Annotated in this window: 19 protein-coding genes; 7 read left to right on the top strand and 12 right to left on the bottom strand. The window is 71.4% G+C overall.

The annotated features are described in order from the left end of the window. Nucleotides 1-97 precede the first annotated feature (97 nt). Nucleotides 98-322 (top strand): hypothetical protein, encoded by a 225-nt coding sequence (locus tag ACIQ5Y_RS02030; protein ID WP_403873986.1) that lies wholly within the window; start codon nt 98-100, stop codon nt 320-322. A 12-nt stretch (nt 323-334) separates the two neighbouring features. Here the strand turns inward: ACIQ5Y_RS02030 and ACIQ5Y_RS02025 are convergent, their stop codons facing one another. The 5 genes from ACIQ5Y_RS02025 to ACIQ5Y_RS02005 all read right to left on the bottom strand — a co-directional run bounded on the left by ACIQ5Y_RS02025 (nt 335) and on the right by ACIQ5Y_RS02005 (nt 4,856). Next, the gene (locus ACIQ5Y_RS02025; RefSeq protein WP_403873984.1) at nt 335-715 is read right to left on the bottom strand and encodes an STAS domain-containing protein; all 381 of its coding nucleotides are present in this window, start codon (nt 713-715) and stop codon (nt 335-337) included. Nucleotides 716-719: 4 nt separating this feature from the next. Beyond that, nucleotides 720-1,094 (bottom strand): anti-sigma factor antagonist, encoded by a 375-nt coding sequence (locus ACIQ5Y_RS02020; protein ID WP_403873982.1) that lies wholly within the window; start codon nt 1,092-1,094, stop codon nt 720-722. Between the two features lie 110 nt (nt 1,095-1,204). Further along, on the bottom strand, nt 1,205-2,746 hold the full coding sequence (locus ACIQ5Y_RS02015; protein ID WP_403873980.1) for an AMP-binding protein: 1,542 nt from the start codon (nt 2,744-2,746) through the stop codon (nt 1,205-1,207). 17 nt (nt 2,747-2,763) lie between these two features. Beyond that, on the bottom strand, nt 2,764-4,020 hold the full coding sequence (locus ACIQ5Y_RS02010; RefSeq protein ID WP_403873978.1) for a DUF5938 domain-containing protein: 1,257 nt from the start codon (nt 4,018-4,020) through the stop codon (nt 2,764-2,766). Nucleotides 4,021-4,028: 8 nt separating this feature from the next. After that, a complete protein-coding gene (locus ACIQ5Y_RS02005; RefSeq protein ID WP_403873976.1) occupies nt 4,029-4,856 on the bottom strand; it encodes an SDR family NAD(P)-dependent oxidoreductase in 828 nt (275 codons plus the stop codon). Between the two features lie 173 nt (nt 4,857-5,029). On the opposite strand from ACIQ5Y_RS02005, the gene ACIQ5Y_RS02000 reads away from it, so the two are divergent. Next, the gene (locus ACIQ5Y_RS02000; RefSeq protein WP_403873974.1) at nt 5,030-5,665 is read left to right on the top strand and encodes a TetR/AcrR family transcriptional regulator; all 636 of its coding nucleotides are present in this window, start codon (nt 5,030-5,032) and stop codon (nt 5,663-5,665) included. A gap of 31 nt (nt 5,666-5,696) precedes the next feature. On the opposite strand, the gene ACIQ5Y_RS01995 is transcribed toward ACIQ5Y_RS02000, so the two are convergent. After that, nucleotides 5,697-5,933 carry a hypothetical protein gene (locus tag ACIQ5Y_RS01995; RefSeq protein WP_403873972.1) on the bottom strand — a complete coding sequence of 79 codons (237 nt, stop codon included), beginning with the start codon at nt 5,931-5,933 and terminating at the stop codon, nt 5,697-5,699. Nucleotides 5,934-6,007: 74 nt separating this feature from the next. Between ACIQ5Y_RS01995 and ACIQ5Y_RS01990 the strand changes: the two genes are divergently transcribed. Continuing rightward, nucleotides 6,008-7,201, top strand: coding sequence for an amidase (locus tag ACIQ5Y_RS01990; RefSeq protein WP_403873970.1), 1,194 nt, complete (start codon nt 6,008-6,010; stop codon nt 7,199-7,201). Between the two features lie 12 nt (nt 7,202-7,213). Continuing rightward, entirely contained in the window at nt 7,214-7,612 is a 399-nt protein-coding gene (locus tag ACIQ5Y_RS01985) for an Mth938-like domain-containing protein (RefSeq protein WP_403873968.1), read from the top strand. A gap of 18 nt (nt 7,613-7,630) precedes the next feature. Here the strand turns inward: ACIQ5Y_RS01985 and ACIQ5Y_RS01980 are convergent, their stop codons facing one another. From ACIQ5Y_RS01980 to ACIQ5Y_RS01960, 5 genes are all read right to left on the bottom strand, one after another. After that, nucleotides 7,631-8,236: a hypothetical protein gene (locus ACIQ5Y_RS01980; RefSeq protein WP_403873966.1), complete on the bottom strand. Its 606-nt coding sequence runs from the start codon at nt 8,234-8,236 to the stop codon at nt 7,631-7,633. Nucleotides 8,237-8,655: 419 nt separating this feature from the next. Next, nucleotides 8,656-10,044, bottom strand: a complete 1,389-nt coding sequence (locus tag ACIQ5Y_RS01975; RefSeq protein ID WP_403873964.1) for an oxygenase MpaB family protein — start codon at nt 10,042-10,044, stop codon at nt 8,656-8,658. A 140-nt stretch (nt 10,045-10,184) separates the two neighbouring features. After that, entirely contained in the window at nt 10,185-12,116 is a 1,932-nt protein-coding gene (locus ACIQ5Y_RS01970) for an ABC1 kinase family protein (protein ID WP_403873962.1), read from the bottom strand. 121 nt (nt 12,117-12,237) lie between these two features. Further along, entirely contained in the window at nt 12,238-13,308 is a 1,071-nt protein-coding gene (gene zapE, locus ACIQ5Y_RS01965) for a cell division protein ZapE (protein WP_403873961.1), read from the bottom strand. A 53-nt stretch (nt 13,309-13,361) separates the two neighbouring features. After that, complete coding sequence (locus tag ACIQ5Y_RS01960; RefSeq protein WP_403873959.1) at nt 13,362-15,932, bottom strand: PEP/pyruvate-binding domain-containing protein; 2,571 nt, start codon at nt 15,930-15,932, stop codon at nt 13,362-13,364. 640 nt (nt 15,933-16,572) lie between these two features. Between ACIQ5Y_RS01960 and pip the strand changes: the two genes are divergently transcribed. Continuing rightward, on the top strand, nt 16,573-17,541 hold the full coding sequence (gene pip / locus ACIQ5Y_RS01955; protein ID WP_403873957.1) for a prolyl aminopeptidase: 969 nt from the start codon (nt 16,573-16,575) through the stop codon (nt 17,539-17,541). Here pip and ACIQ5Y_RS01950 read toward each other — a convergent pair. Next, on the bottom strand, nt 17,538-18,791 hold the full coding sequence (locus tag ACIQ5Y_RS01950) for a hypothetical protein (protein WP_403873955.1): 1,254 nt from the start codon (nt 18,789-18,791) through the stop codon (nt 17,538-17,540). The two genes, pip and ACIQ5Y_RS01950, sit on opposite strands and share 4 nt — an antisense overlap. Before the next feature lie 182 nt (nt 18,792-18,973). On the opposite strand from ACIQ5Y_RS01950, the gene ACIQ5Y_RS01945 reads away from it, so the two are divergent. Further along, complete coding sequence (locus ACIQ5Y_RS01945; RefSeq protein ID WP_403873953.1) at nt 18,974-20,506, top strand: hypothetical protein; 1,533 nt, start codon at nt 18,974-18,976, stop codon at nt 20,504-20,506. Nucleotides 20,507-20,664: 158 nt separating this feature from the next. Then, nucleotides 20,665-21,687: a beta-propeller fold lactonase family protein gene (locus ACIQ5Y_RS01940; RefSeq protein ID WP_403873951.1), complete on the top strand. Its 1,023-nt coding sequence runs from the start codon at nt 20,665-20,667 to the stop codon at nt 21,685-21,687. Nucleotides 21,688-21,694 lie beyond the last annotated feature (7 nt).

Below are 21,694 nucleotides of genomic sequence, written 5' to 3'. Positions count from 1 at the left end.
CGCCACCGGTCGCCTCTGGTCGTACGGTTCCGGCCCGGCCCGATGGTGGTCTCACGGGCCGTCACCGACGGACCCGACCACTCATCGGGAGGTCTCCGTGCTCACCACCCTGCTGCTGTCGCTGCGTTCCGGTGCCATCGCGTCGACCCTGCGGACGGTCTGCGTCACCGCTCTGCTGCTCTCGGTTCTGCTGATGGTCACGACGGCCAGCCTCCCCGCGCTGCTCGTCCTCCTCTTCTTCCCGTCGCGGGACGAGCACATGCTGAGGCTGCTGGGCGAACTGCGGTCATGGGTGGCCACCTTGCTGCGGGCGGCGCGCTGATCGGGCGTCCTCTCAGAGGGACCGGGGGCGGCCGACGCCCCAGGCTTCCCGGGCGAGGGCCTCCAGTGCTTGCGCAACCGTGTCGTGAATCGTGAAGACCCTGGTCAGTCCGGTGAGGGTGAAGTGCTTCATCATGTGGGGGTTCGTGATCACCAGTGCCACGCCGCCGCCCCTGTCCCAGGTCCGTTTCAGCGAGGTGACCACCACGCCCAGGTTGGTGCTGTCCAGGAAGTCGACTCCGTCGAGGTCCAGTACCAGCCGGCAGTGCCCGAGTTGTATGAGATCCACCACGGTGTTGCGGAAGGGGGCCGCTGCGTACACGTCCAGCTCGCCGCTCACGACCACGAGGGTCGCCTCCTCGGAGAGGTGCTCGACGTGCAGCGAGAAGTCCACGGGCTCACTGCTCCCGCTCGGCCTCGGACGCTTGCCGCTGAAGCGTCTCGACGGCCCGTTCCACGGTGGTGTGGATCGGCATGACCTTGTGCAGGCCGACCTGGGTGAACTCCCGGACCCTGCGGGGCTCCACGATGACCAGGACCAGGCCTCCGCCGAACTCTCGCGTCCGCTTCAGGGTGGTGACCAGCACTATCTTGCCCGTGCTGTCGGTGAAGTCGAGGTCCAGCAGGTCCACCACCAACCGGTGGTAACCGAGATCGATCACCTCGTTCAGTGCCCGCTGCAGAGCGGGTGCCGTGTACACATCGATTTCGCCACCCACGTCCACCACGGCGGTGCAGTCGTCCACGGGCTCGAAGCTCACCGACAGATCCACCGCTTCACGGTAGACGACCGCTGGCCTCCCCCGCACTACCCCGGTCGCATTCCCGTCGGCGGGACGCGATGGCCGCGATGCGGCGCGGCCATCGCGGCCATCGCGGCCGTTCAGGAAAGGCGCCGCTTGACCTCGCTCCTGAGCACCTTGCCCACCTTCGAGCGCGGCAGGTCAGGCCAGATCTCCACCTGCTTCGGCGCCTTGACCGAGCCGATGCGCTCCTTGGCGAAACCGACCGCCTCGGCAGCCTCCAGCGCGGCTCCCGGCCGCAGTTGGAGGACCGCCGTCACGCGCTCGCCCCACTTGTCGTCCGGCAGGCCCACCACCGCGCAGTCGGCGATCGAGGGATGCTCCATCAGGGCCTGCTCGACCTCTGCCGAGTACACGTTGAAACCACCCGTGATGATCATGTCCTTGGCCCGGTCGACGACGTGCAGGAACCCCTCCTCGTCCACGAAGCCGATGTCACCGGTGTGGTGCCAGCCGAATCGGGACGCCTCGGCGGTGGCCTCCGGGTTCTTGTAGTACCCGGCCATCACCAGCGAGCCGCGCACCACGATCTCGCCGCGCCCACCGGTGGGAACCGTACGGCCCTCGTCGTCCATCACGGCCACGGTGACCAGCGGGCCGGGCCGGCCCGCCGCCGAGAGCCTGCGCGCCAGGACCTTGCCGTCCGCGTCCACGTGGTCGCGCGGGTGCATCGACGCGATCATCATCGGCGCCTCGGTCTGCCCGAAGAGCTGCCCCATCACGGGTCCCATCAGCTCGATGGCCTCTTCGAGCCGGGTGGGGGACATGGGCGCCGCTCCGTACCAGAAGCACTGGAGCGACGAGTAGTCCGTCGTGGCGGCCCGCTCGTGGTCGAGCATGCCGTAGACGACGGTGGGCGGCAGGAACGTGTGGGTGACCCGCTCGGTCTCGATCAGCCGCAGGAACTCTCCCACGTCGGGCGTTCCCATGACGACGATCCGCCCGCCGAGGGCGAGGACCGGGAAGCACAGCACCCCGGCGGCGTGGGTGAGCGGCGTGAGCGCGAGGTACGTCGGGCGGCCATCGAAGGGGTATCCCATCAGGGTGAGCGCGGTCATGGCCTCCAGGTTCCCCGCGGTCAGCATCACCCCCTTGGGCGCTCCGGTGGTCCCGCCCGTGCCGACGAGCATCGCCAGGCCGTCGGGCAGGGGCTGCGCGGCGTCCGCGTCCACGTCTCCGCCCGGCCCGTCGACCGCCGTCCAACGCTCCAGCGACACGTACCCCTCGACGGTGTCGTCCAGACAGACGTACGTGGTCACCTCCGGCAGGTGCGGGGCCATCTCGGCGACCTGCGCGGCGTACGCGGGGTGGAAGACCAGGGCGCGGCAGTCGAAGAGTTCGAGCAACCGCCGCGTCTCGTCGGCGGTGTTGCGCGGGTTGACGGGACACCACACCGCGCCGCGCCGGGCGATGCCGAACACCGTCGCGAACGCGGAGACGTCGTTGTGGGACAGGATCGCGACCGACTCGCCCGGCTCGATGCCGGAGCGGGCCAGCGCCCTGGCGACGGCGTGCGCGTGCGACTGGACCTCGCCGTAGGTCATGGTGCGGTCCGGTCCGCTCAGGCACACCTCGTCGGGACCCAGCGACGCCCCCTTGTCCAGGTGGTCGACCGGCGACATCGGCGGCATCGGAGCCATCACGTGTGCGCCGTCACGATCGGGTCCATCACCAGGCCGAAGTTCTTCAGTACGCCGAGCAGTTCGCGGTGCCCGAAGGCCTGGCAGGCCGAGGCGAAACCGGCGCGCCGCGGCGGCTGCTGGAGCAGCGAGTAGGCGGCGTACGCCTGGAGCAGGCCCGTCTGCTTGTAGTTGGAGTTGCCGTGCAGTACGACGTGGACGCGGCCGAGCGGACCGGAGGCGTACACGGAGTCGACGGACGTGTTGACACGGGGATTCTCGCGCGGCGGCATGTCGGCCTGCACCCCCGACGCGATCTCGGAGAGGGCCGCCTCCTGGGCCGCGGGGTCCAGGGGCCGGATCCGCTCCTCGAACATCGCGGTGGTGGCGATCACGCCGTCCATCACCGCGCGGTCCATGACGCCGCCGGTGACGGTACAGGTCGCCACCCGAGGGTCGTCCTTGAACCAGACGGGGTGCAGGGTGCCGCCCCAGGGCACGGTCAGCGCGGTGCCGTGCTGCCCGGGGACCACGCACTCGCGGGTGGCCTGGTGGTCCCAGGCGACGTACTCGTTGTCGACCAGGTGGTACCAGTCCGCCTTGAGGATCGTGAAGATGGTCTGGGTGGAGGCGTAGGTGGGGAAGCCCTTCCACAGCACCAGCATGTCGAGGGTGTCCAGGCCGGGACCGGCTTCCAGGGCGATGTTCGCGGCGATCTCACCGGTGGTGTACATCTGCGCGATGCCGGGCGACAGCAGCAGTCCGGCTTCGGCGAAGCGGCGGCCGTACTCCTTCTGCGCCAGCAGCGTCCAGTCCTGCTCGCCGGTGGTGTCCAGGAAGTGGCAGCCGGCACGCAGCGCGGCCTCGGCGGTGTCGGGGCCGTACTTGATGAACGGGCCCACCGTCGAGCACACGACCTTCGCTCCGCTGAACAACTCGGTGAGCGCGTCGACGTCGTGGGCCACCTCGACGACCTCGTAGTCGGCCGTCTCGATGCCGGGGATCTTGTCCACGACGTCCTGGACCTTCTTGGCGTCGCGGCCGGCGGCTGTGAAGGGGACGCGGTACTCGCGCAGGTACTCGCAGATCAGGCGGCCGGTGTAGCCGGAGGCGCCGTAGACGACGACGGGTTTCCTGGGGGTGGTGGAGGGCTGCCGGTTCTCGGTCATGTCGGTGCTCCCGTCGACTCGGGTGTGCGTGGACGCGCGGCTGCCGTCGCCGTCGCGGATGTCACCGGCGGCGGGAGTGCCGCCGGTCGTGCGGGTGGTTCGCGTCACCGGCGTCGTCACATGCCCATGCCGCCGTCGACCGACAGGCCGGCGCCGTTCACGAACCGGGAGGCGTCCGAGGCCAGGAAGACCACGGCGTCGGCCATGTCCGCGACCTCCCCGAGACGCCCCGAGGGGGTGAGTGCCACGACCGCCTCGACGGCGGCCTCGGGGCCGTCGAACAGGCCGAGCCGGGAGGTCTCGACGGCGAGCTTGGTGCCCATCTCGGTGGCGACCAGGCCCGGGTACACGCAGTTGACGCGTACGCCGTAGCCGAGGCGGCCGGACTCGGCGGCCGCGACGCGGGTGAGCCGGTCGACGGCGGACTTGGTGGCGGAGTACCCGGCGATGCCGGGGAAGGCGATGGTCGCGGCGACGGAGGCCACGTTGACGATCGCCCCGCCGTCCCCGCCGTCCCCGCCGTCCCCGCCGGCCGTACCGCCACGGCGCATGGCGCGCAGCCCGTGCTTGATGCCGAGCATGGTGCCGATGATGTTCACGTCGAGCATCCGGCGGATATCGTCCGGGTCGGTGTCGACGAGGAGCTGGGTCACCTCGATGCCGGCGTTGTTGACGACCACGTCCAGGCCGCCGAACTCGGCGACGGTGTGGGCGACGGCCGCCGCCCAGTCGCCGTCGCTGGTCACGTCCATCGAGGTCGACGCCACTCGCGCCCCGGTGGCCGCGGCGATGTCCACGGCGGTCTGCTCGACGGCGTCCTTCAGTACGTCGCCCAGCATCACGGACGCCCCCGCCGTCGCCAACGCCCGCGCCATCCCGGCGCCCAGCCCTCGTGCCCCTCCGGTGACGAGTACTCGCTTGTCCGTCAGGTCCAACTGCCCCATGAATCCTGTCCCTTCACGTCGGAAGTGATGCGCGGCACAACGTAGGACCGGTTTTGGACAGTCGTCAAGATATTCTTTGACAGTCGCCCAAATTTTCTTGGACGGTTGTCAAGGAGTCGGGATTCGCTAAACTGCCACGCCAGAACGCTCGTTCCGAGGGGGGAAGCGGCCCGATGACCACGGTCGATCGGCAGGGCGAGCGCATCGCGCGCCGCCAGGTCGACAAGTACGAGGAACGCCGCCGCGAGCTCGCCGGTGCCGCGCTGCAGACGCTCTCCGAGCTGGGGTACGCCCGCACGAGCCTGCGAGAGATCGCCCAGAACTCGTCGTTCTCGCACGGCGTGCTGCACTACTACTTCCGCGACAAGGTCGACCTGATCACCTACTGCGTACGGCAGTACAAGGCCGACTGCGTACGCCGCTACGACCGGATCGTCACCGACAGCGACACGGCGGGGGAGCTGCGCGAGGGGTTCGCCGAGGGCCTCGCCGAGACGCTGGTCGAGGATGCGGCCATGCACCGGCTCTGGTACGACCTGCGCTCGCAGGCGCTGTTCGAGGAGTCGTTCCGCGCGGACGTCCTGGAGATCGACGCCACGCTCCAGGACATGATCTGGCGGATCGTCACCCGGTACGCGGAGCTGTCGGGCGCGCGGATCGCCCCGTCCCCGGCCGCGACGTACGCGATGCTGGACGGCCTCTTCCAGCAGCAGCTGCTGCACCACCTGGCCGGGGACGAAAACGCCCGGACCCGGCTCACGCAGGACGCGGGGAGCCTGCTCGGCCTGGCGGTGCCGGGGGGCGGGTGAGGGCCGGTCGCAGCCGGGTGGAACCCGCCGGTCAGAACCCTTCGTATGCCTCGGCGAGCACCGCGGTCAAGGCATGTGCGATGGCGGACCGCAGGGCCTCGTGCCGCGGCCCGAAGCGGTGTTCGGGGGCCGTGCGCTCCTTCCCGTACCGCCACACCGGACCGTGGAGGAGTTCGGGCGGCTCCCACTGGTAGCGGGGATGGACGTGTCCGTGCAGATTCTCGCCCCGCTCGGCGGCTCCCAGCCGGTCATCCGTCCGGCGAGTCATGTCCCATGGATACCGGCGGCGTTGACGCGCCGCAGCACATCACGCGCCACCACCCCGAGACCAGGAGGGTCCGCATGCTCGACGAGCACCGGTACGCACTTCTCTCCGCCACCGAGATCGCCGATCTGGTCAACCACGGCGAAGCCAAGGCGAGCGAGGTCGTCGACATCGCGTTGGCCGTGAGCACCGAGCGCGACCGCGCCCTGCGCGCCTTCACCGCGCTCTGGGCCGACTCGGCCCGGGCCCTGGCCGCCGAGGTCGACACCGCGGTGGCCCGCGGGACGTCGCTGCCCCTGGCCGGCGTGCCGATCGCGGTCAAGGTGAGCGAGGGCGCCGACTCCGTACAGAACCAGCGCCTGATCGCCGCGGGCTGCGTGCCGATCGGGGCGACCTCCGTACCGCGCGCCGGCACCACCTACCAGACGTACGGCTCCACCGACCGCGGCCCCACCCTCAACCCCCTCGATCCCACCTGGTCCCCGGGCGGATCGTCGGCCGGCTCCGCAGCCGCGGTCGCCGCCGGTCTCGTACCGCTCGCCAGCGGATCCGACGGAGCCGGATCCGTACGCATCCCCGCCGCCTGGTGCGGCATCGTCGGCTTCAAGCCCACCAACGGCGTCCTGCCCGCCCGGGACCGGGCCGGGCTGAACAGCCCGGGCGTGCTCACCCGCACCCCGGCGGACGCCGCGGCCTACCTCCGCGCCGTCGCCCCCGGCAGCATCTCGTCGTCACCGGCGACCGGGACGCCCAGGGTCGCCTGGACACCCACCCTGGGGTACGCCGACACCGACCCGGCCATCGCGGACACAGCCCGCCGCGCCCTTCACCGGATCGCATCCGCCGGCATGTGCCGCCTCGTGCGGCGCCAGGTTCGGCTGCGCGACCCGGCGCCGGCATGGACCGCCCTGCGCGCCGGCACCTCCGACCGGAGTACCGAGGCCCTGATCCAGGCCAACGCGCAGGCCCTGCGCGAGGCCTTCGAAGAGGCCGACCTCATCGCCACCCCCACCACGCCGCATCCCCCGCACGGCCACGACGGCCCGGGATCACGCATGAGCGTGGCACTGACCTGGGCCTTCAACCTCTCGGGCCACCCCGCGATCACCCTGCCCGCCGGACGAACACCGAACGGCGAGCCCGCCGGCCTCCACCTGATCGCCCGCCACCACGCGGATGCCGAACTCCTTGATGTCGCCGAAGGATGGCACGGCACGGCGAGGCCCGGAGAAGACGCGCCCGCATCCGAAGAAGCGGCGGCGGGTGGGTGAGATGCTGCGTGCATGACAGATCACGGCGTCTTCGTCCCTCCGGTGCCCGCTTCACCCCGGGTCACCGCCTTGGAATGGGGTCGGATGGAGGTCGAGGGCCTCGCCCCGGCCAAGGACTTCGTGCTGTACCCGGGCGGGGGGCGGCCGTGGGACTGGTCCGAGCACGGCACCCGGCATCAGCCCGGAATCCAGCCGGGGGACGTGCGCGAGCTGCTGGAGCGTGGCGCCGAGGTGATCGTTCTCAGCCGCGGCATGGACCTACGCCTGGGCACGGCCCCTCAGACACTGCTGCTGCTCCAGGAGGCCGGGGCCGAGGTGCACATCGAGGCCACACCGGCCGCCGTGGAGCGGTACAACGAACTGGCCGGCGAAGGCCGAAGGGTCGCAGGGCTGTTCCATTCGACCTGCTGACACCTCGCCGTTGCGCGATCAGGGGCGCAGGCCGGCCTGCCTCAGGGCCACCCGGGACAGGTCGCCGATGACGTGTTCGTCCCCCCGGCGCCAGGCATCGGCGAGGCCCCCCGGTGGAACGGGGACCGAGGCGAGGCCCTTCACGGGCCCGGTCAGGGCGCGCAGGGCGAGCAGGTCGGCACCGCCGGGAGCGTCGAGGAGGCCTTGGACCAGTGCGCTGCGCCGGATCCAGCGCACCCGTGGGGGGAGCCAGAGCGCCAGTACGAACAGCACCGAGGTGACGATCAGGGCGGATGCGGTGAGGTTGGCGACGCGGCCCACCGCGTCCTGCATGGACTGCCCGGCATCGGAGAGCCCGTTGCTCGCCTCGGCGGCGGACTGGAGCGGCTTCTTGAGGATGCCCCCGACCAGGGGAACGTTCGAGGCCGCCTCGCCCGCATCGCCGAGACCGGAGGCGAGACTGCCGCCCGCGTCCTCCACCTTCCGCCCCGGCTCGGCCAGCAGCATGATCCCGTCGTGGACGGCCAGCGCGAACCTCACCGCGACCACCAACACGACCACGGCGACGAGGTCGGCGAGGATCTGCCGGCAACGACGTGCTCGAGTCTGGGCGTAAAGGCGCATCAGGACGCTCCTGTTCCGGCGGCATCGAAGGACAAGACCGACAACCCGACCGTACGCGGCACCCACCTCATCCGGGACCCGTGGCACACCGGTGCGCCACACGGCCTCCCGCGCCGACCAAAGCGGGAGGGCCGTGGGAGGCCGATACGGCCACGGCAGGTCCGCGTTCGATCACGCCGCCCCCGGCAACCCGGCCATGCCCATCTGAGCCCGGGGCGACGCGACCACCATCTACACGTTCCGGCAGAGCCAATCCAAGGAACCGGCGGGGGCCGCCAGGACCGGGCTCGCCCTCGGGAACGCTTCCCACCAACGAACGCTTCCCACCAGCGCACCTGAAACCGCGTCGGACACCTACCCCGTGAAGAACGGCCTACGGGCGCGGACCCGGTCCCTGGCGCTTCAGGCCCTGTGGCGCTTCAGGCCCTGCCGAGCAGGCCCGCCGCGGCAGTGCTGTCGGTGCGGGCGGTGAAGAAATCGCAGAACGCGGCGACGAACTCCGTCTCATCGACCAGCCCGTCCCCGTCCGCGTCCAGCTGCCGGAACCCGTCGTTGAGTTCGGCCGGATGTACCCGGGGGCCCCCGAACAGCTTCCTGTACTCGTCGGCACCCAGGCTGCCGCTGCCGTCGGTATCGGCGGCACGGAAGAGCGCCCGCACCGCGGGTACGAGGCCCTTCTCCAGGTAGGCCGGGTCACGGTCGACCCCGGCCAGCATCGCGGACACGAACTCGTGGCAGTCCACGCCCCCGTCGCCGTCGGTGTCGGCCGCTTCCCGGAGCCGGCTCCACCAGTCCTCGAACGCGGCGTAGATCTCGTCCTCCCGCTCGGCGGGCAGTTCGAGCCGCCAGCACATGGTGTGGACCATGGCCTGGAGGTCCGCGGAGTCGACGCGGCCGTTGCCGGTCTGGTCCAGCACCTGGCGGAAGAACGCCTCCAGGCGGGCCGGACGGGAATCGCCGCCGCTCCGGGCCCTGGGCACCACCACCCGCGGGGGCGCACCGCTCACCGACCGGCGCCGGTAGCGCACCCGGTCGGGAGCCAGGTCCATGGCGTGGCGCAGCCCGTGGTGCAGGATCCACGACAGCGCGGCGCCCCCGGGGCCGCGCGAGGTCCCGAACCTCTCGTGCCAGGCCGGAGGCAGATCGCTGACCGTGAGGGCGGCCAGCGCACGGGCGATCACCACCCGCATCAACGGCCACGCGGGTGCCAGCCGCCCCAGCCGACGCGGGACGGGCGCCTCGCGGAGCATCCCGTGGAGCAGGTCGCGGACCTCGGGGCCGTACTCCAGGACCTCCCGCACGATCCGCTCGACGTAGGCCGGAACACCGGCGGCGCTCGCCGGGAGCACCTCGTCCGGAATCCCGAGGGCGGCACACACGTCCAGGAACTCCGCGTACAGCGCGTCGCGTTCGGCGGGTGACAGCGGATCCCCGGACAGCTCGCGCATGGCGGTCATGGACTCGTACAGCGTCACCATCACCCAGCCGCGGACCTCGGGATCCTCGGCGCTGAACGCCCGCCCGGCCGCGTCGGTCCCACGGATGCGCCGGTGCGTCCGCTGGAGGCGGGCCACTTCCAGACGCCGCTCCTCGGGCCCGGCGAAGAACAGCCGGCTGCCGCTCTCCATGGTGTGCTCGATCCGCCGCCACGGGTGGGCGCGGTAGGTGGAGTACCGGTCCATGCCGGCGGCGACGACGGGATGCGCGATCTGCAACACGAGCAACCGCCATGCCACGAGCCCCATGCGCCGCTCGCCGAGGGTCCGCCGCAGTAGGGTCTCGACAGCGGGTAAGGCCACAGAGGTCACAGGAGCTTCCTTTTCTCACAGGGACACCGACACCGGGTACAACGCCCCTGCTCCCGGCCAGTCCCACCCGGGCCCCGGCCTCCACCCTGACGTGCGTCCCCCCGAACGCCCGAACGCCCACCCGCCGCCGGGAGAGCCGATCACTCCATGGGCCGGCTGGTGACGAAGACGGTACGGAGGACGATGGAGGCGGAGAGGACCATGAGGTTGCAGCCCATCAGCCCGTACAGTCCGAGACTCTCGCTCACGCGCGGTCCGCCCTCCATCCCCAGGAGTTGAAGCCCCGCGAACCCGAGGAAGATCCCGACGAGGGCGTGCACCACCCGCCCCACGAGTTCGCCGACGACCCGCCGATCGCGGGGATCGGCGAACAGCCGTACGTTGACCCCGAGCCGTCCCTCCTCCAGCGCACCGCCGAGGCGGTCGAGGCGGCGGGGCAGCCGTCGCAGCACGGGCAGCAGAGTGATCAGCTCGTCCCGGGCGGTGTCACGGGCGCTCTGCGGTCCCAGCCGGTCGGTGAGCCGGCCCGATGCGTACGTACGCGACGCCTCCAGCATGTTGAACCCGGGGGAGAGGCGGACCAGCGTGCCCTCCAGGGTGGCCAGGGCCCGGAACACGGCCGCGATCTCCGGCGGAACCGCCAGCCGGAAGTCGGCCACGAGCCGGAACAGATCGCCGAACATCTCCACGTCGGGCGCGGATCCGTGCCCCAGATGACGGGCGCTGAACTGCCCGAGCGCGCGCAGCAGCCGCTGCTCGTCGACCTCGTCCGGACGGTCGGTGATCTCCAGGAGTGCCTCGCGCAGCGCGTGCGGATCGCCTCGGTCGACGGCCAGGAAGAGACCGCCCATCGCCTCGCGCAGCCCGGCGTCGATCCGGCCGACCGATCCGAAGTCGAGGAGGGCGACCGTGCCGTCGGGCTGGAGGAGGATGTTGCCGGGGTGCGGATCCGCGTGGAAGACGCCGTCGAGCATGATCTGGTTGAGCAACGCGGTGAGCAGGGTCTCGGCCAGCCGGGTGCCGTGCCGCTCGTCGTCGGGGACCGCCTTGCCGAGCGACGCGCCCTCGACCCGGCTCATGACGAGCACGCGCTCCGTACTGAACTGCCCGTGCAGAAGGGGGACGGCGACGCTGGAATCACCGCGACGCTCGGCGGCCCGACGCACCGCGGTCATGTTGCGGGCCTCGACCCGGAAGTCCAACTCCTCTCTCAGCGCGACGGCGAAGCCCTGCGCCAGCTCCTTCAGTCCGAGACCGCGACCCCAGCCGGCGCGGTCGCTCAGAGCAGCGGCCAGACGCCCGACGATGTCCAGATCGCGCTCCACGAGCTCCGGTATCCCGGGCCGCTGCACCTTCACGATGACCTCGGTGCCGTCGTGCAGGACGGCCGCGTGCACCTGCGCGATGGAGGCGGCGGCCAGCGGCACGTGCTCGAACTTGGCGAACACGTCCCCCACCGGTGCTCCCAGGCTTTCCCGCAGCTGCGTCTCGACCTCGCTCCACGGGGCCGGCGGCACTTGGTCCTGAAGCAGGCTGAGCTCCTCGACGTACACCTCCGGCAGCAGGTCCCGCCGGGTCGACATCAACTGCCCCAGCTTCACGAACGTGGTCCCGCCGGCCTGCAACGCCTGCCGCAACTCCCGCGCCAACAACTCGTGCCGCACTCCGGGCGCACCCCGCCGCCCCCGCAGATACGGCCCCAGCCCGTGCCGGGTGGCGATGCGCACCACGCCGGAATACCGCCGCGCCCGCGCGATTCGCGCCCGTACGGACTGCACCCACCCGAGCGGTCGCACCGCCCCCGCGGGCACCACGACCTCCAGTGCGACGAGGACCACCATCGAGGCGAGCATCCCCACCCCGATCATCAAGGACAGCAGCGGAGCCAGCTGCCCCGACTTCTCGAGCCGGGGCCCGAACAGCCCGCCGGACACCGCGAGGCCGCACATCCCCGCAGCCGCGATCCGCACCACCCCCGCCCGCACCCCGAGCAGCCGCCGCCCCACCAGCGCGGGCGCCACCACCACAAGCAAGAAGACGAGCGTCCCGACCATCGCACCGGTGATCCACATGACGCCATTCAACAGCACGCGCGTGCGATTCCCGGAGGGTGTCCTTCTTCCAAGTCGGAACTCTTACAGGGGACTTGACGGACCGAAGTCCCGGAGCCCGCGACCGCCCGCCCCGACGGGGTCAGACCCGCTCCGGCCGCTGGAGCATCGCCAGGCGGCTCGCCGTGCGGTCCAGGTCGCGCATGAGGGAATGGCCGGCGGGGAGGTCGGCCAGGGGGTCGGAGCCGATGAGGACCAGCCGCAGGTCCCGGTCGCAGGCGACGTCCACGAGGTTCGCGAACCGCTGCCGCCCGTCCGCGGAGGCCTCGGCCAGCGGAGGTACGCCGTCCAGGACGAGGGTGGTGAACCGTTCGGCGAGCGTCAGGTAATCGGGTACCCCCGTCGCCGTCTCACACAGCACGTCGAAGTCGAACCACACGAGTTCACCGCGCACCGCGCGGGCCGGCAGCTGCCGCAGGTGGGCCTGGACTCCGGTGGCCTCCCCGGAAGCGGGGACGGTCAGGCCGAGGGCCCGCTCCGCGCCGGCCCCCGGAGCCAGGCACAGGCCCGTCGAGAACCGGCGCCCGCCCCCGCTCGGCGATCGCGGCGCCGCGACCATGCGGAAATCCACCGGACCCGTGACGTCGAGGACGTCCATCCGCTCCTCTATGAGCCTGATGGTCGGCTCGAACAAGTGGTGGTAGAGCGGGTCCGGCATCAGTCCGGCGGGAGGGTAGTTGGAGGTCGTGACCAGGGTGATCCTGCGGTCCAGCAGCGTGCGGAAGAGGCGTGCGATCAGCATCGCGTCACCCGCGTCGTGCGCGTGGAACTCGTCGAAGACCAGGACCCGGCTGTCCCCGATCAGACCGTCGAGAGCGCTGTCGACGGCGCTCTGCCCGTCGTGGCGGGCAGCCGGCCCGCTCACTCCGTCGTGCAGCCGCCTGAAGAAGTCGTGGAAGTGCAGGCGGCGTTTGCGCCCGGTGGGCAGCCCCTCGTAGAAGGTGTCCACCAGCCAGCTCTTGCCCCGACCCACCGGACCCCAGACGTACAGGTCTCGGGGCCGCTTCGGGAAGGTCCAGGCCGGCCGGGCGAGTTCGGCCGCAAGACGGGCCAACCGCTCGACGGCGTGCTCTTGTTCGGGGGCGACCGAGAATCCGCGCCGCGCCGCGGCTTCCCGGAAATGGCGGCGCATGGCCTGGTCGTGCTGGTACACCGGAGGATTCACCCATTCGTGTGCTCGGTTCCGTCAGGACGTCGGCGGAGCGATCAGGCGGGTTCGGGGGTGGCGGTCGCCGCCTCCAGGACGTCCACCGTCCCGCGACCGCCGTCCACCCGGATCCTGTCCCCCGTCCGGATGCGCGTCGTGGCGTTGCCGCATCCGACCACCGCCGGAATGCCCAGCTCCCGCGCCACGATCGAGGCGTGCGAGAGGTTCGCCCCGACGTCCGTCACGATCGCCGAGATCCGCGTGAACAGCGGTGTCCACCCGATGTTGGTGACCGTGGTGACGAGGATCTCGCCCGGCCGGATGGCCTCGCCCTCCTCGACGGTGGCGATGACCCGGGCGATGCCCTCCACCACGCCCCCGGACGCGGGAGAGCCCGCGACCGTGTCCCTGGCGGGCGTCGTGTTCCGCGCGTCGAACAGGTCCGCCCGCCGGTTCGGGTCGGCCGCCCAGGCAGCCGGGTCGAACTCGCCCCGGATCAGGGTGGGGTAGGTGGGGAGCGCGCGGTAGCCCTCGTACGCGGCGCGACGGGCCGGCACCGCGGCGAGCGGCTCCCGGTCGCCGCCGAGCACGGTGATGATCTCCTGCTGGGACAGGAAGAACAGGTCCTCACCCGCCCCGCTGACCTCGCCCGCGCGCAGGACGAAGGTGCGCAGCAGCCAGAAGACGCGGGCGACCTCCGTACGAGCGGCCTCCCGCAGGCGCGCCGAGGCCGCCCAGGCGTCCACCGCGCCGCGCATGCCCGCCACCCGCCGCGGGTGTTCGACGGCCAGCCGGTCCCATGCCGCCGCGCGAGCGGTGGTCTGTCGTGCGAGCCGCAGCGCCGCGTCCTCCTCGACCGTGCCGAGTGCGGCGAGCTGCCGGTCGATCCACTGCGCGTCCTCGGCGGGCCGGGGGAGGGACACCTCGAACTCGTGCGGGCCGCGGTGGCCGTACGTACGGGTGTAGGTGTCCCGGTCGGTCTCGCCGCGGGCGAGCCGTTCCAGACCGAGCAGCGGTCCCATGCTGGCCAGTTGGCCCTCGTCGCCGAGACCGGTGGTCATCAGGTCGGCGTCCTGTTCGCCCACCAGGGACTCCAGGGTGCCGCGTACCTTGACGAGGGAGTCGCCGTCCTGGCGGGTGGCTGCCTGGAGCATGTGGCAGCAACGGCGGAAGTACGGTGCCACCTGCGAGTCCCACAGGGCCGACAGTTCCCCTGCGGTCGCCGCGGCGGCGACTCGGGCCCGCAGCTCCTCGCAGCGTCCGGGCGCCTCCTCCAGGAACGCCGGCAGTTGCCTGCCGTTCGTGCGGATCCGGCTCATCACGGCGAAGGCCTCACCGAGGGTGTCCCGCCAGACCTTCAGCCTGGACGCGGGGAGCAGCGGGATCTCCACGCCCTCCGGGAGACGCCCGAACACCAACTCGTTGGCCCGGGCGAACTTGCGGCCCTGCCCGAACGCGGCCGCGAGGGTGGCCGTGACACTGAGGTTCATGTAGAAACGGCCGCCGATGTTCCCGTACATCGGGCGTCCCTCCAGGCCGGCACCGACCATGACGTCGCCCATGAACGCCTTGACGAACGACCAGGTCGCGGGCGTCATCACATCCGGGACGGCCTCGCCCAGATTGGCGCTCGTCCACAGGCAGTCGGTGCCGGTGCTGTCGTTCCACACCTCGGCCCGGGGCGCCGCGGCCGTGGTGATCGGCCGCGCCTGCAGGATACGGAAACAGCCCGCCTCGCGCGCCCATTCGACGTCGCGGGGTTCCCCGTACAGCTCCTCGATCGCGAGTCCGAGCCGGGCCAGTTCGGCGGCCTGCGCGCCGGTGAGGACCGGGGCACCGCGAAGGTCGGCGGGGACCGGCCGTTCCGTGGTGCCGTCGGCGGTCGGTACGGTCATCACCTCCTTCTCCGCGATGCGTTCCTCCACGACGGCCAGGCTCGCCCGGTCGACGACCAGGGTGTCCGGGGTGACCAGCCCACTGACGACCGCTTCGCCCAGGCCCCAGGCCGCGTTGACGACGAGCCGATCGGCACGTCCACCGAGCGGGTCGACGGTGAACATCACCCCGGCGGCGTCGGCGTCCACCAGCTCCTGCACCACCACGGCGAGCGAGACGTCCTCGTGCGCGATGCCCGCCCTGGCCCGGTACGCGAGGGCGCGGTCGGTCCACAGAGAGGCCCAGCAGCGCCGGACGGCCGCCAGCAGGGCGTTCTCACCGGTGATGTTCAGGTACGTGTCCTGCTGGCCGGCGAAGGACAGGTCGGGCAGGTCCTCCGCCGTGGCCGACGACCGCACGGCGACCGTGCGCGCGCCGTCGCCGAGTTCCGCGTACGCCTTCGCGACCGCCCGTTCCAGGGCGGAAGGCATCGGGCCCTCCTCGAACAGCGCCCGGATGCGGGCGCCCGCCCCCGCGTCCGGCTCGCCGTCCGGTCCGGAGGCCGCGCTGAGCTCGGCGCGGATGCGGTCGGCCACACCGGTCGACGTGACGAACTCCTGGTATGCGGCGGTCGTCACATGGAACCCGTCCGGCACGGGCAGCCCCGCGCGCACGAGCTCGGACAGCGCCGCCCCCTTGCCCCCCGCTGTCTCCAGCGTCGCCTCGGCAGCGTCCAGTAACAGTACGAAGTCCATGTTCCGATCCCCCAACTCGGCGCCCCAGAAGGGATCATGATCGCACCGGGACGGTCGTGTGAACGGATCTTCCACCGGCGAAGGAGGGTGGGGGCGCTGCCGGTGGCAGGGCCGTTGATCGGTGGGCGAACGACGACGAGTCCCCGCTTCCGGGTGCGGGGCGGAGTCGTCCTCAAGGAGGAGTGCGGTGGTGCGCTTCGCCTGTTTCGATTCAGGGGGGAGAGACCGGGGCGAGGGGGAGGGCTGTGCTGGGTGTGCTGCTGGAGTACGGTGTCGGGGCTCTGCTGACGTGGGCTCATGAGCGCCGGAGAGCCAGGAGGCGGGCGCTTGGAAGTGGTTCGGGTCCGCCCAAGAGCGCGCACGGATGCCCGGCTGGTCCAGATGGGCCGGCAGGTGGCCGAGTGCCGTGATGGAGACTCCGTGGTGCTGATCGGGTGCGCCCCCGTTTCCATGCCGCACCTGACGGGCGTGCTGAAGGGACAGGGCCCCGGGCACAGGAGCGGCGAGCAGTAGCCAAGACCCGTGGATGCGTGGACTCCGCGCCGCCGGACCGCTCCTGGGCGCAGACCGCGTGACCATGGGCGACCTCGATCCATCGGTGATCTCGCAGTGTGCCGGACTTCAGGAAGGTGCGTTCCACATGCCCGAGCTCTATCCCGCCATCGATCCGTACGAGCACGGTCTGCTCGACGTCGGCGACGGCAACCGCGTGTACTGGGAGACCTCCGGGAGTCCCGAAGGCAAGCCCGCCCTCGTCCTGCACGGAGGGCCAGGATCCGGCGCGGGAGCGTTCTGGCGCCGGCTCTTCGACCCCGGGGCGTACCGCATCGTCCTCTTCGACCAGCGCGGGTGCGGACGGAGCACGCCCGATGCCGCCGACCCGCAGACCTCCCTGGCCGCCAACACCACCTCGCATCTGATCGCCGACATCGAACTGCTGCGGCAGCGCCTCGGCATCGAGGAATGGCTGGTCATCGGCGGCTCCTGGGGCACGACCCTCGCCCTGGCGTACGCCGAGCAGCATCCCGGACGCGTGTCCGAACTCGTGCTCTTCAGCGTCACCAACACCACCCTGCGAGAGGTGGAGTGGGTCACCCGGGACATGGGGCGGGTGTTCCCCGAGGAATGGGACCGCTTTCGCGACGCCGCACCGGAGCGGGAGCGTGACGGCAGCCTGGTGAAGGCGTACGCCCGGATGCTCGCGGATCCGGATCCGGTCGTACGGGAGCGGGCTGCTCGGGAGTGGTGCCGGTGGGAGGACGTGCACGTGTCCACCCACCAGGGGCACACGCCTGATCCCCGTTTCGAGGAGCCGAGGTTTCGGATGCGGTTCGCCCGCCTGGTCACGCACTACTGGGCGCACGCCGGCTTCCTGGAGGACGGGGTGCTGTTGCGCGACGCCGGGAAGCTCGCCGGTATCCCCGGTGTGATGGTTCACGGGCGAATGGACATCAGCGGGCCCCCGGACGTGGCGTGGCGGCTGGCGCAGGTCTGGCCGGACGCGGAGCTCGTCCTGATCGGTGACGAGGGACACGGGATGTCCGGGGACGCCACCACGAAGGCCGTGGTGGCGGCCACGGACCGGTTCCGACCGACTGGGTTGGCCTAGGGCGACGGTGTCGCCGGAGGATCGGCGTGGCCGGCCATGGCGGCCAATCGTGCTCCGGCCGCGGCTCGTACCTCGGGGATCTCCATCGGGTCGTCGCGCAGCACGGTGATGCGTTCCACGGTCTGAGTCCGCTGCGGTGCCGAGGCGATGCCCAGCAGCCGTGTCCGCTCCTCGCAGTCCCAGAGCGCCTCGGTGTACACGTCGTCCAGCCCGGTCGGGTCGATCGCGGCGAGGGCTTTCAGGTAGTCGGCCCGCTCGTACGAGTGCGGGGTGTGCAGCCAGTAGGCGCGCAGGACCGGTACGGCTTCGGAGGCCTCGGGTCCGAAGCGGGCCAGGCGCTTGGCGGTCTCGTCGGGGCCGCACCAGGTGCGTGTCTCCCACTGGTCGGTGAGTTCGGCCACGAGCCCCGGTAGTGCCTCGGGTCCGGCGTGGTCGGCCAGGACGTCCGTCCCCAGCCGGGCCAGCCACTCCCGGTCGTCCGCGGCCCACAAGCGCGCGGCCGGGACGGCGAGGGCTCCCAGGCGGTCGACCGTCCTCCGGAGGAAGGGCAGGGGCCGACGGCCGTTGCCGAGGGAAGGCACCAGCGGGATCAATCCCACGGCCGGCTCCCGGCCGGCCAGCGCCCGTAGCGCGTCGACCTTCGTGTCGAACTCCGTCCCGTCGGCGGCCAGCAGCCGGATCAGTTCCTCGGTGTCCAGCCCGCCCGACGAAGGCCGTGGAGGGACCGGGGGGACCGGCGGCACCTCGATCCCGAACCGGTTCCACGGCTCGAAAGACGACGGAAGGTCTTCCACCTCACCGATCCGGGCGCGCGCGACCTCGCCCAGGTCCTCCCACCATTCGGCCGGCCAGTCCTCGGTGATCGTCTCCAGCGCGCTGACCCAGTGCTCGCCTTCCCGCACGTACGCCCGGAGCCCTTCCAAGGCCTCGTCCGAACCGGCGAGGGCAAGCCGTTCCAGCACGTGGGCGGCACGCTCCCACTGCTCCTCGTCGCCCGTCAGCAGAGCGACGACCGGGCTCGGTGACAGCCCCAGGTCCTGGATCAGCCGTGCTTGGTAGAGGTAGCGGGTGTCGGTCTGGTAGTCCCATTTCCAGTCCCGGCGGATCCCGTCGTACACGAACGCGGCGGCTTCGTGCGGATCCCGGCGCGCCCGTGTCGCGCCCAGGCCGCGCCCCCGTTGCAGCAGGCCTTCGAGGCAGTCGTGGGAGGCGTAGGACAGGGCGCGGGACATTTCGTCGTGGTGGCTCATCACCCCGCACCCTGCCCGACCGGGGGCGGGGCCGCCATGCGATATCGGCCGACGGCCGTCCTGTGTCGATGCCCGGCTTCGATCCTGGTGACGCTGCCCCGACCCGTAACCCGGTGACACCGCGGGGTCCCGGGGTACAGAATCGAGCGAGCCGGGGTGGGGCCGAGGAGCGGGGGGCGCTGATGGGTCGGGCACTGCGTGTGGGGATCGTCGTCGTGCCGGTGGGGTTCGTGCTCTGGTACGCCTCGTACTACACGACGATCTTGGTCTGGGAGATGCGCAAGCTCTTCGCCTGGTTCGCCCTGCCCGTGCTCGCCGCGGCGGCCACCGCGGCGGTGTGGCTGGTGGTGCGCGGGCTGCTGCGGCGGCGTGCGGGGCGCGACGCGGGCTCGGGAGACGCGGCCGCCACCCTCGGGTGCCTGGGGGTGGTCGTCGGGCTGGGCCTCGCCGTCGGCTGGCTGGTGTACGGCTCCTACCTTCAGGACCGCGCGTACATGGCGACCGCGCGTGTGGTGACCGAAGCCGTACCCGGGCTCACGGCCCGTGCGCCCTACGTCGTCGGCAAGGCGCAGGCGGCCCCGCACTTGGGCGATGTCACGGGCGAGATCTCCGACATCACCTACCTGCCGGACTCGGACAGGTTCGCCACCCTGGTGGAGCGGCGCGGCTGGCTGTCCGGTTACGAGGTCGGGCTCGTTCAGGACATCCCGCTCGGCGGCGAGAGCCGTAGCCAGGAGCGCTGCCAGTTCGACGTGTCCGCTGCCGACGCCCGCATCGGTGGCTGGTTCACCCACAATCTCGGCCGGAAGATCTCGGCCGAGCGGCGCTGGGTCCGCTTCGAGGTTGACGACGCCTACGTGACCTGCTCGGGCGGCGAGCCGACCGTGGTCGTCCCGCTCAAGCGCCAGACCGGGATCCTCGTCGTGACCGAACGCCCCGCCGGCGTCGCGCTCTACAACGGGCGCACCGGCAAGCTCACCATCACCTCCGACACCTCCACCGTTCCCGGCCCGTCCTACCCGATCAGCATCGCGGCCCGGCAGCGGGAGGCGACGGCCGCCGTGGGCGGGTTCGGCGACTGGTGGTTCGAGCGCAGCGGCTGGGACGCCTCGGAGGACGGCGCCAACGAGGGGAACGAGTCCGAGTTCACCCTGCGCTACCGGGACGAGGCCGGGCGCAGCGCGTACGTCACCCCGCTCACTCCGCAGGGGGAGGCCAGTTCGGTCGTGGCCGTGTCGACGGTGCCCACCCGCTACGAGGGCCACGGGCTCGCGCCGATGACCATCTACCGCCTCGCTCCCGCGTGGTCGTCCCCGAAGGCGCTCGTAGCCCTCATCAAGGCCGAGTACCGGGACGTCTGCTGTTACAACGACGACGAGGTGTTCGAGGTCGTCCCCACCGGTGGCAGTACGTGGACGGCCACGGTCGGCAGTGAGCAGAACATCCGGTACCGAGTGGAGGGGAAGGGCCAGGTGGGAGGCCGCGAGGCGACCTGCCTGAAGGCCGCCGACGGAGCACTCATCCGGTGCGCGTACGCGGCGCCCGGTTCTGCCGAAGAACAGGAACTCAAACGCCGGGAGCAGCAGAAGCAGCAGGACCAGGGCGCGAAGAACCCGGGGGACCCGGGCGACCTCACGGGATACACCAACGAGCAACTGGCCGAACTCCAGCGCCGTATGAGCGAGGAGATAGGCCGCCGCCTGAAAGCCGGATAACCGGACGGCCGCCGCCGGCCGGCGGGGCTTGCCGGCGCGTACGTCGACGGCGCGCGTCCCCGATCCCGATCGGCTTGATCGCCACGGAGAGTGCCGTGCGGTCGACCCGAGCCGCGAGCCTCACGTCCGCTTCCGATCCGGGGTCCTAGCTTGGCCCCATGACGAGGAATCAGACCGGGGGGCGGCGAGCAGTCGTGGTGCTCTGCGTGACGGCGGCGCTCATGGGGCCGGGACACCCGGCCGGCGCATCTGCCGGGACGGCGGCAGCAGAGCCGTCCCCACGGCCCGATGCCGTCGTCTACGTCGCCAACCTCCACTCCGACACGGTGTCGGTCGTCGATGCCGGCACCGGCACGGTCGTGGACAGCGTGCCTGTGGGGGACGGACCGGACAGCGTGGCCGTCAGCCCGGACGGCTCCCGCGTCTATGTCACCAATTCCGCGGCGGACACCGTGTCCGTGATCGACGCCCGCACCAGGAAGGTCATCGACACCGTCGCGGTCGGGGACGAACCGAGCAGGGTGACGGTCTCCCCGGACAACCGGAACGTCTACGTCGCCAACGTCGCATCGGACGACGTGTCGGTGATCAGCACCCGCACCCGTGCCGTGACGGACACCATCGCGGTGGGCGACGCACCGCTGGGCCTGGCGGTGACATCCGACGGATGCAGCCTGTACGTCGCCAACGCCGCCTCCGGCACCGTCTCGGTGATCAGCACCCACACCAACGCGGTCACCGGCACCATCCCCGTCGGCAGCGGGCCGACCGCCCTGGTGCTCGGCCCCGACGGCCGCCACCTGTACGTGTCCAACCTGACCTCGGACGATGTGTCGGTGGTCGACGTCCACGACGGCGCGGAATCGGACCGCATTCCGGTCGGAGACCAGCCTGCGGGAATCGGCGTACGACCGGACGGCCGCCAGGTGTACGTCGCCAACATCGGATCCGACAACGTGTCCGTGATCAGCACGCACCGCCGTGCCGTCACCGAAACCATCGCCGTCGGGGACGGCCCCAACGGCCTGGCCGTCAGCCCGGACGGCTCCCGGGTCTACGTCGGCAACTTCGACTCGGACAGCCTGTCGGTCATCGACCCCTCGCGGGCCCGCGTAGCGGACACGGTGGCCGTGGGTGACGGGCCGACAGGGGTCGCAGCGGCACGAGGAAGCAACGACTGACCTCCAC

This window comes from Streptomyces sp. NPDC096339, assembly GCF_044762985.1.
In the GTDB taxonomy this organism is placed as follows: Bacteria; Actinomycetota; Actinomycetes; order Streptomycetales; family Streptomycetaceae; genus Streptomyces.
Note: the sequence above shows the minus strand (reverse complement) of the source record. Positions and strands in the feature narration are given on the sequence as shown.

What these genes read in the sequence shown, in the direction of transcription:
- ACIQ5Y_RS02015 (WP_403873980.1), bottom strand. Translation starts at nt 2,746, where the DNA reads ATGTCGCCGGTCGACCACCTGGACAAGGGGGCGTCGCTGGGTCCCGAC.
- ACIQ5Y_RS02005 (WP_403873976.1), bottom strand. Translation starts at nt 4,856, where the DNA reads ATGGGGCAGTTGGACCTGACGGACAAGCGAGTACTCGTCACCGGAGGG.
- ACIQ5Y_RS02000 (WP_403873974.1), top strand. Translation starts at nt 5,030, where the DNA reads ATGACCACGGTCGATCGGCAGGGCGAGCGCATCGCGCGCCGCCAGGTC.
- ACIQ5Y_RS01995 (WP_403873972.1), bottom strand. Translation starts at nt 5,933, where the DNA reads ATGACTCGCCGGACGGATGACCGGCTGGGAGCCGCCGAGCGGGGCGAG.
- ACIQ5Y_RS01990 (WP_403873970.1), top strand. Translation starts at nt 6,008, where the DNA reads ATGCTCGACGAGCACCGGTACGCACTTCTCTCCGCCACCGAGATCGCC.
- ACIQ5Y_RS01985 (WP_403873968.1), top strand. Translation starts at nt 7,214, where the DNA reads ATGACAGATCACGGCGTCTTCGTCCCTCCGGTGCCCGCTTCACCCCGG.
- ACIQ5Y_RS01980 (WP_403873966.1), bottom strand. Translation starts at nt 8,236, where the DNA reads ATGCGCCTTTACGCCCAGACTCGAGCACGTCGTTGCCGGCAGATCCTC.
- ACIQ5Y_RS01970 (WP_403873962.1), bottom strand. Translation starts at nt 12,116, where the DNA reads ATGTGGATCACCGGTGCGATGGTCGGGACGCTCGTCTTCTTGCTTGTG.
- ACIQ5Y_RS01960 (WP_403873959.1), bottom strand. Translation starts at nt 15,932, where the DNA reads ATGGACTTCGTACTGTTACTGGACGCTGCCGAGGCGACGCTGGAGACA.
- pip (WP_403873957.1), top strand. Translation starts at nt 16,573, where the DNA reads ATGCCCGAGCTCTATCCCGCCATCGATCCGTACGAGCACGGTCTGCTC.
- ACIQ5Y_RS01950 (WP_403873955.1), bottom strand. Translation starts at nt 18,791, where the DNA reads ATGAGCCACCACGACGAAATGTCCCGCGCCCTGTCCTACGCCTCCCAC.
- ACIQ5Y_RS01945 (WP_403873953.1), top strand. Translation starts at nt 18,974, where the DNA reads ATGGGTCGGGCACTGCGTGTGGGGATCGTCGTCGTGCCGGTGGGGTTC.
- ACIQ5Y_RS01940 (WP_403873951.1), top strand. Translation starts at nt 20,665, where the DNA reads ATGACGAGGAATCAGACCGGGGGGCGGCGAGCAGTCGTGGTGCTCTGC.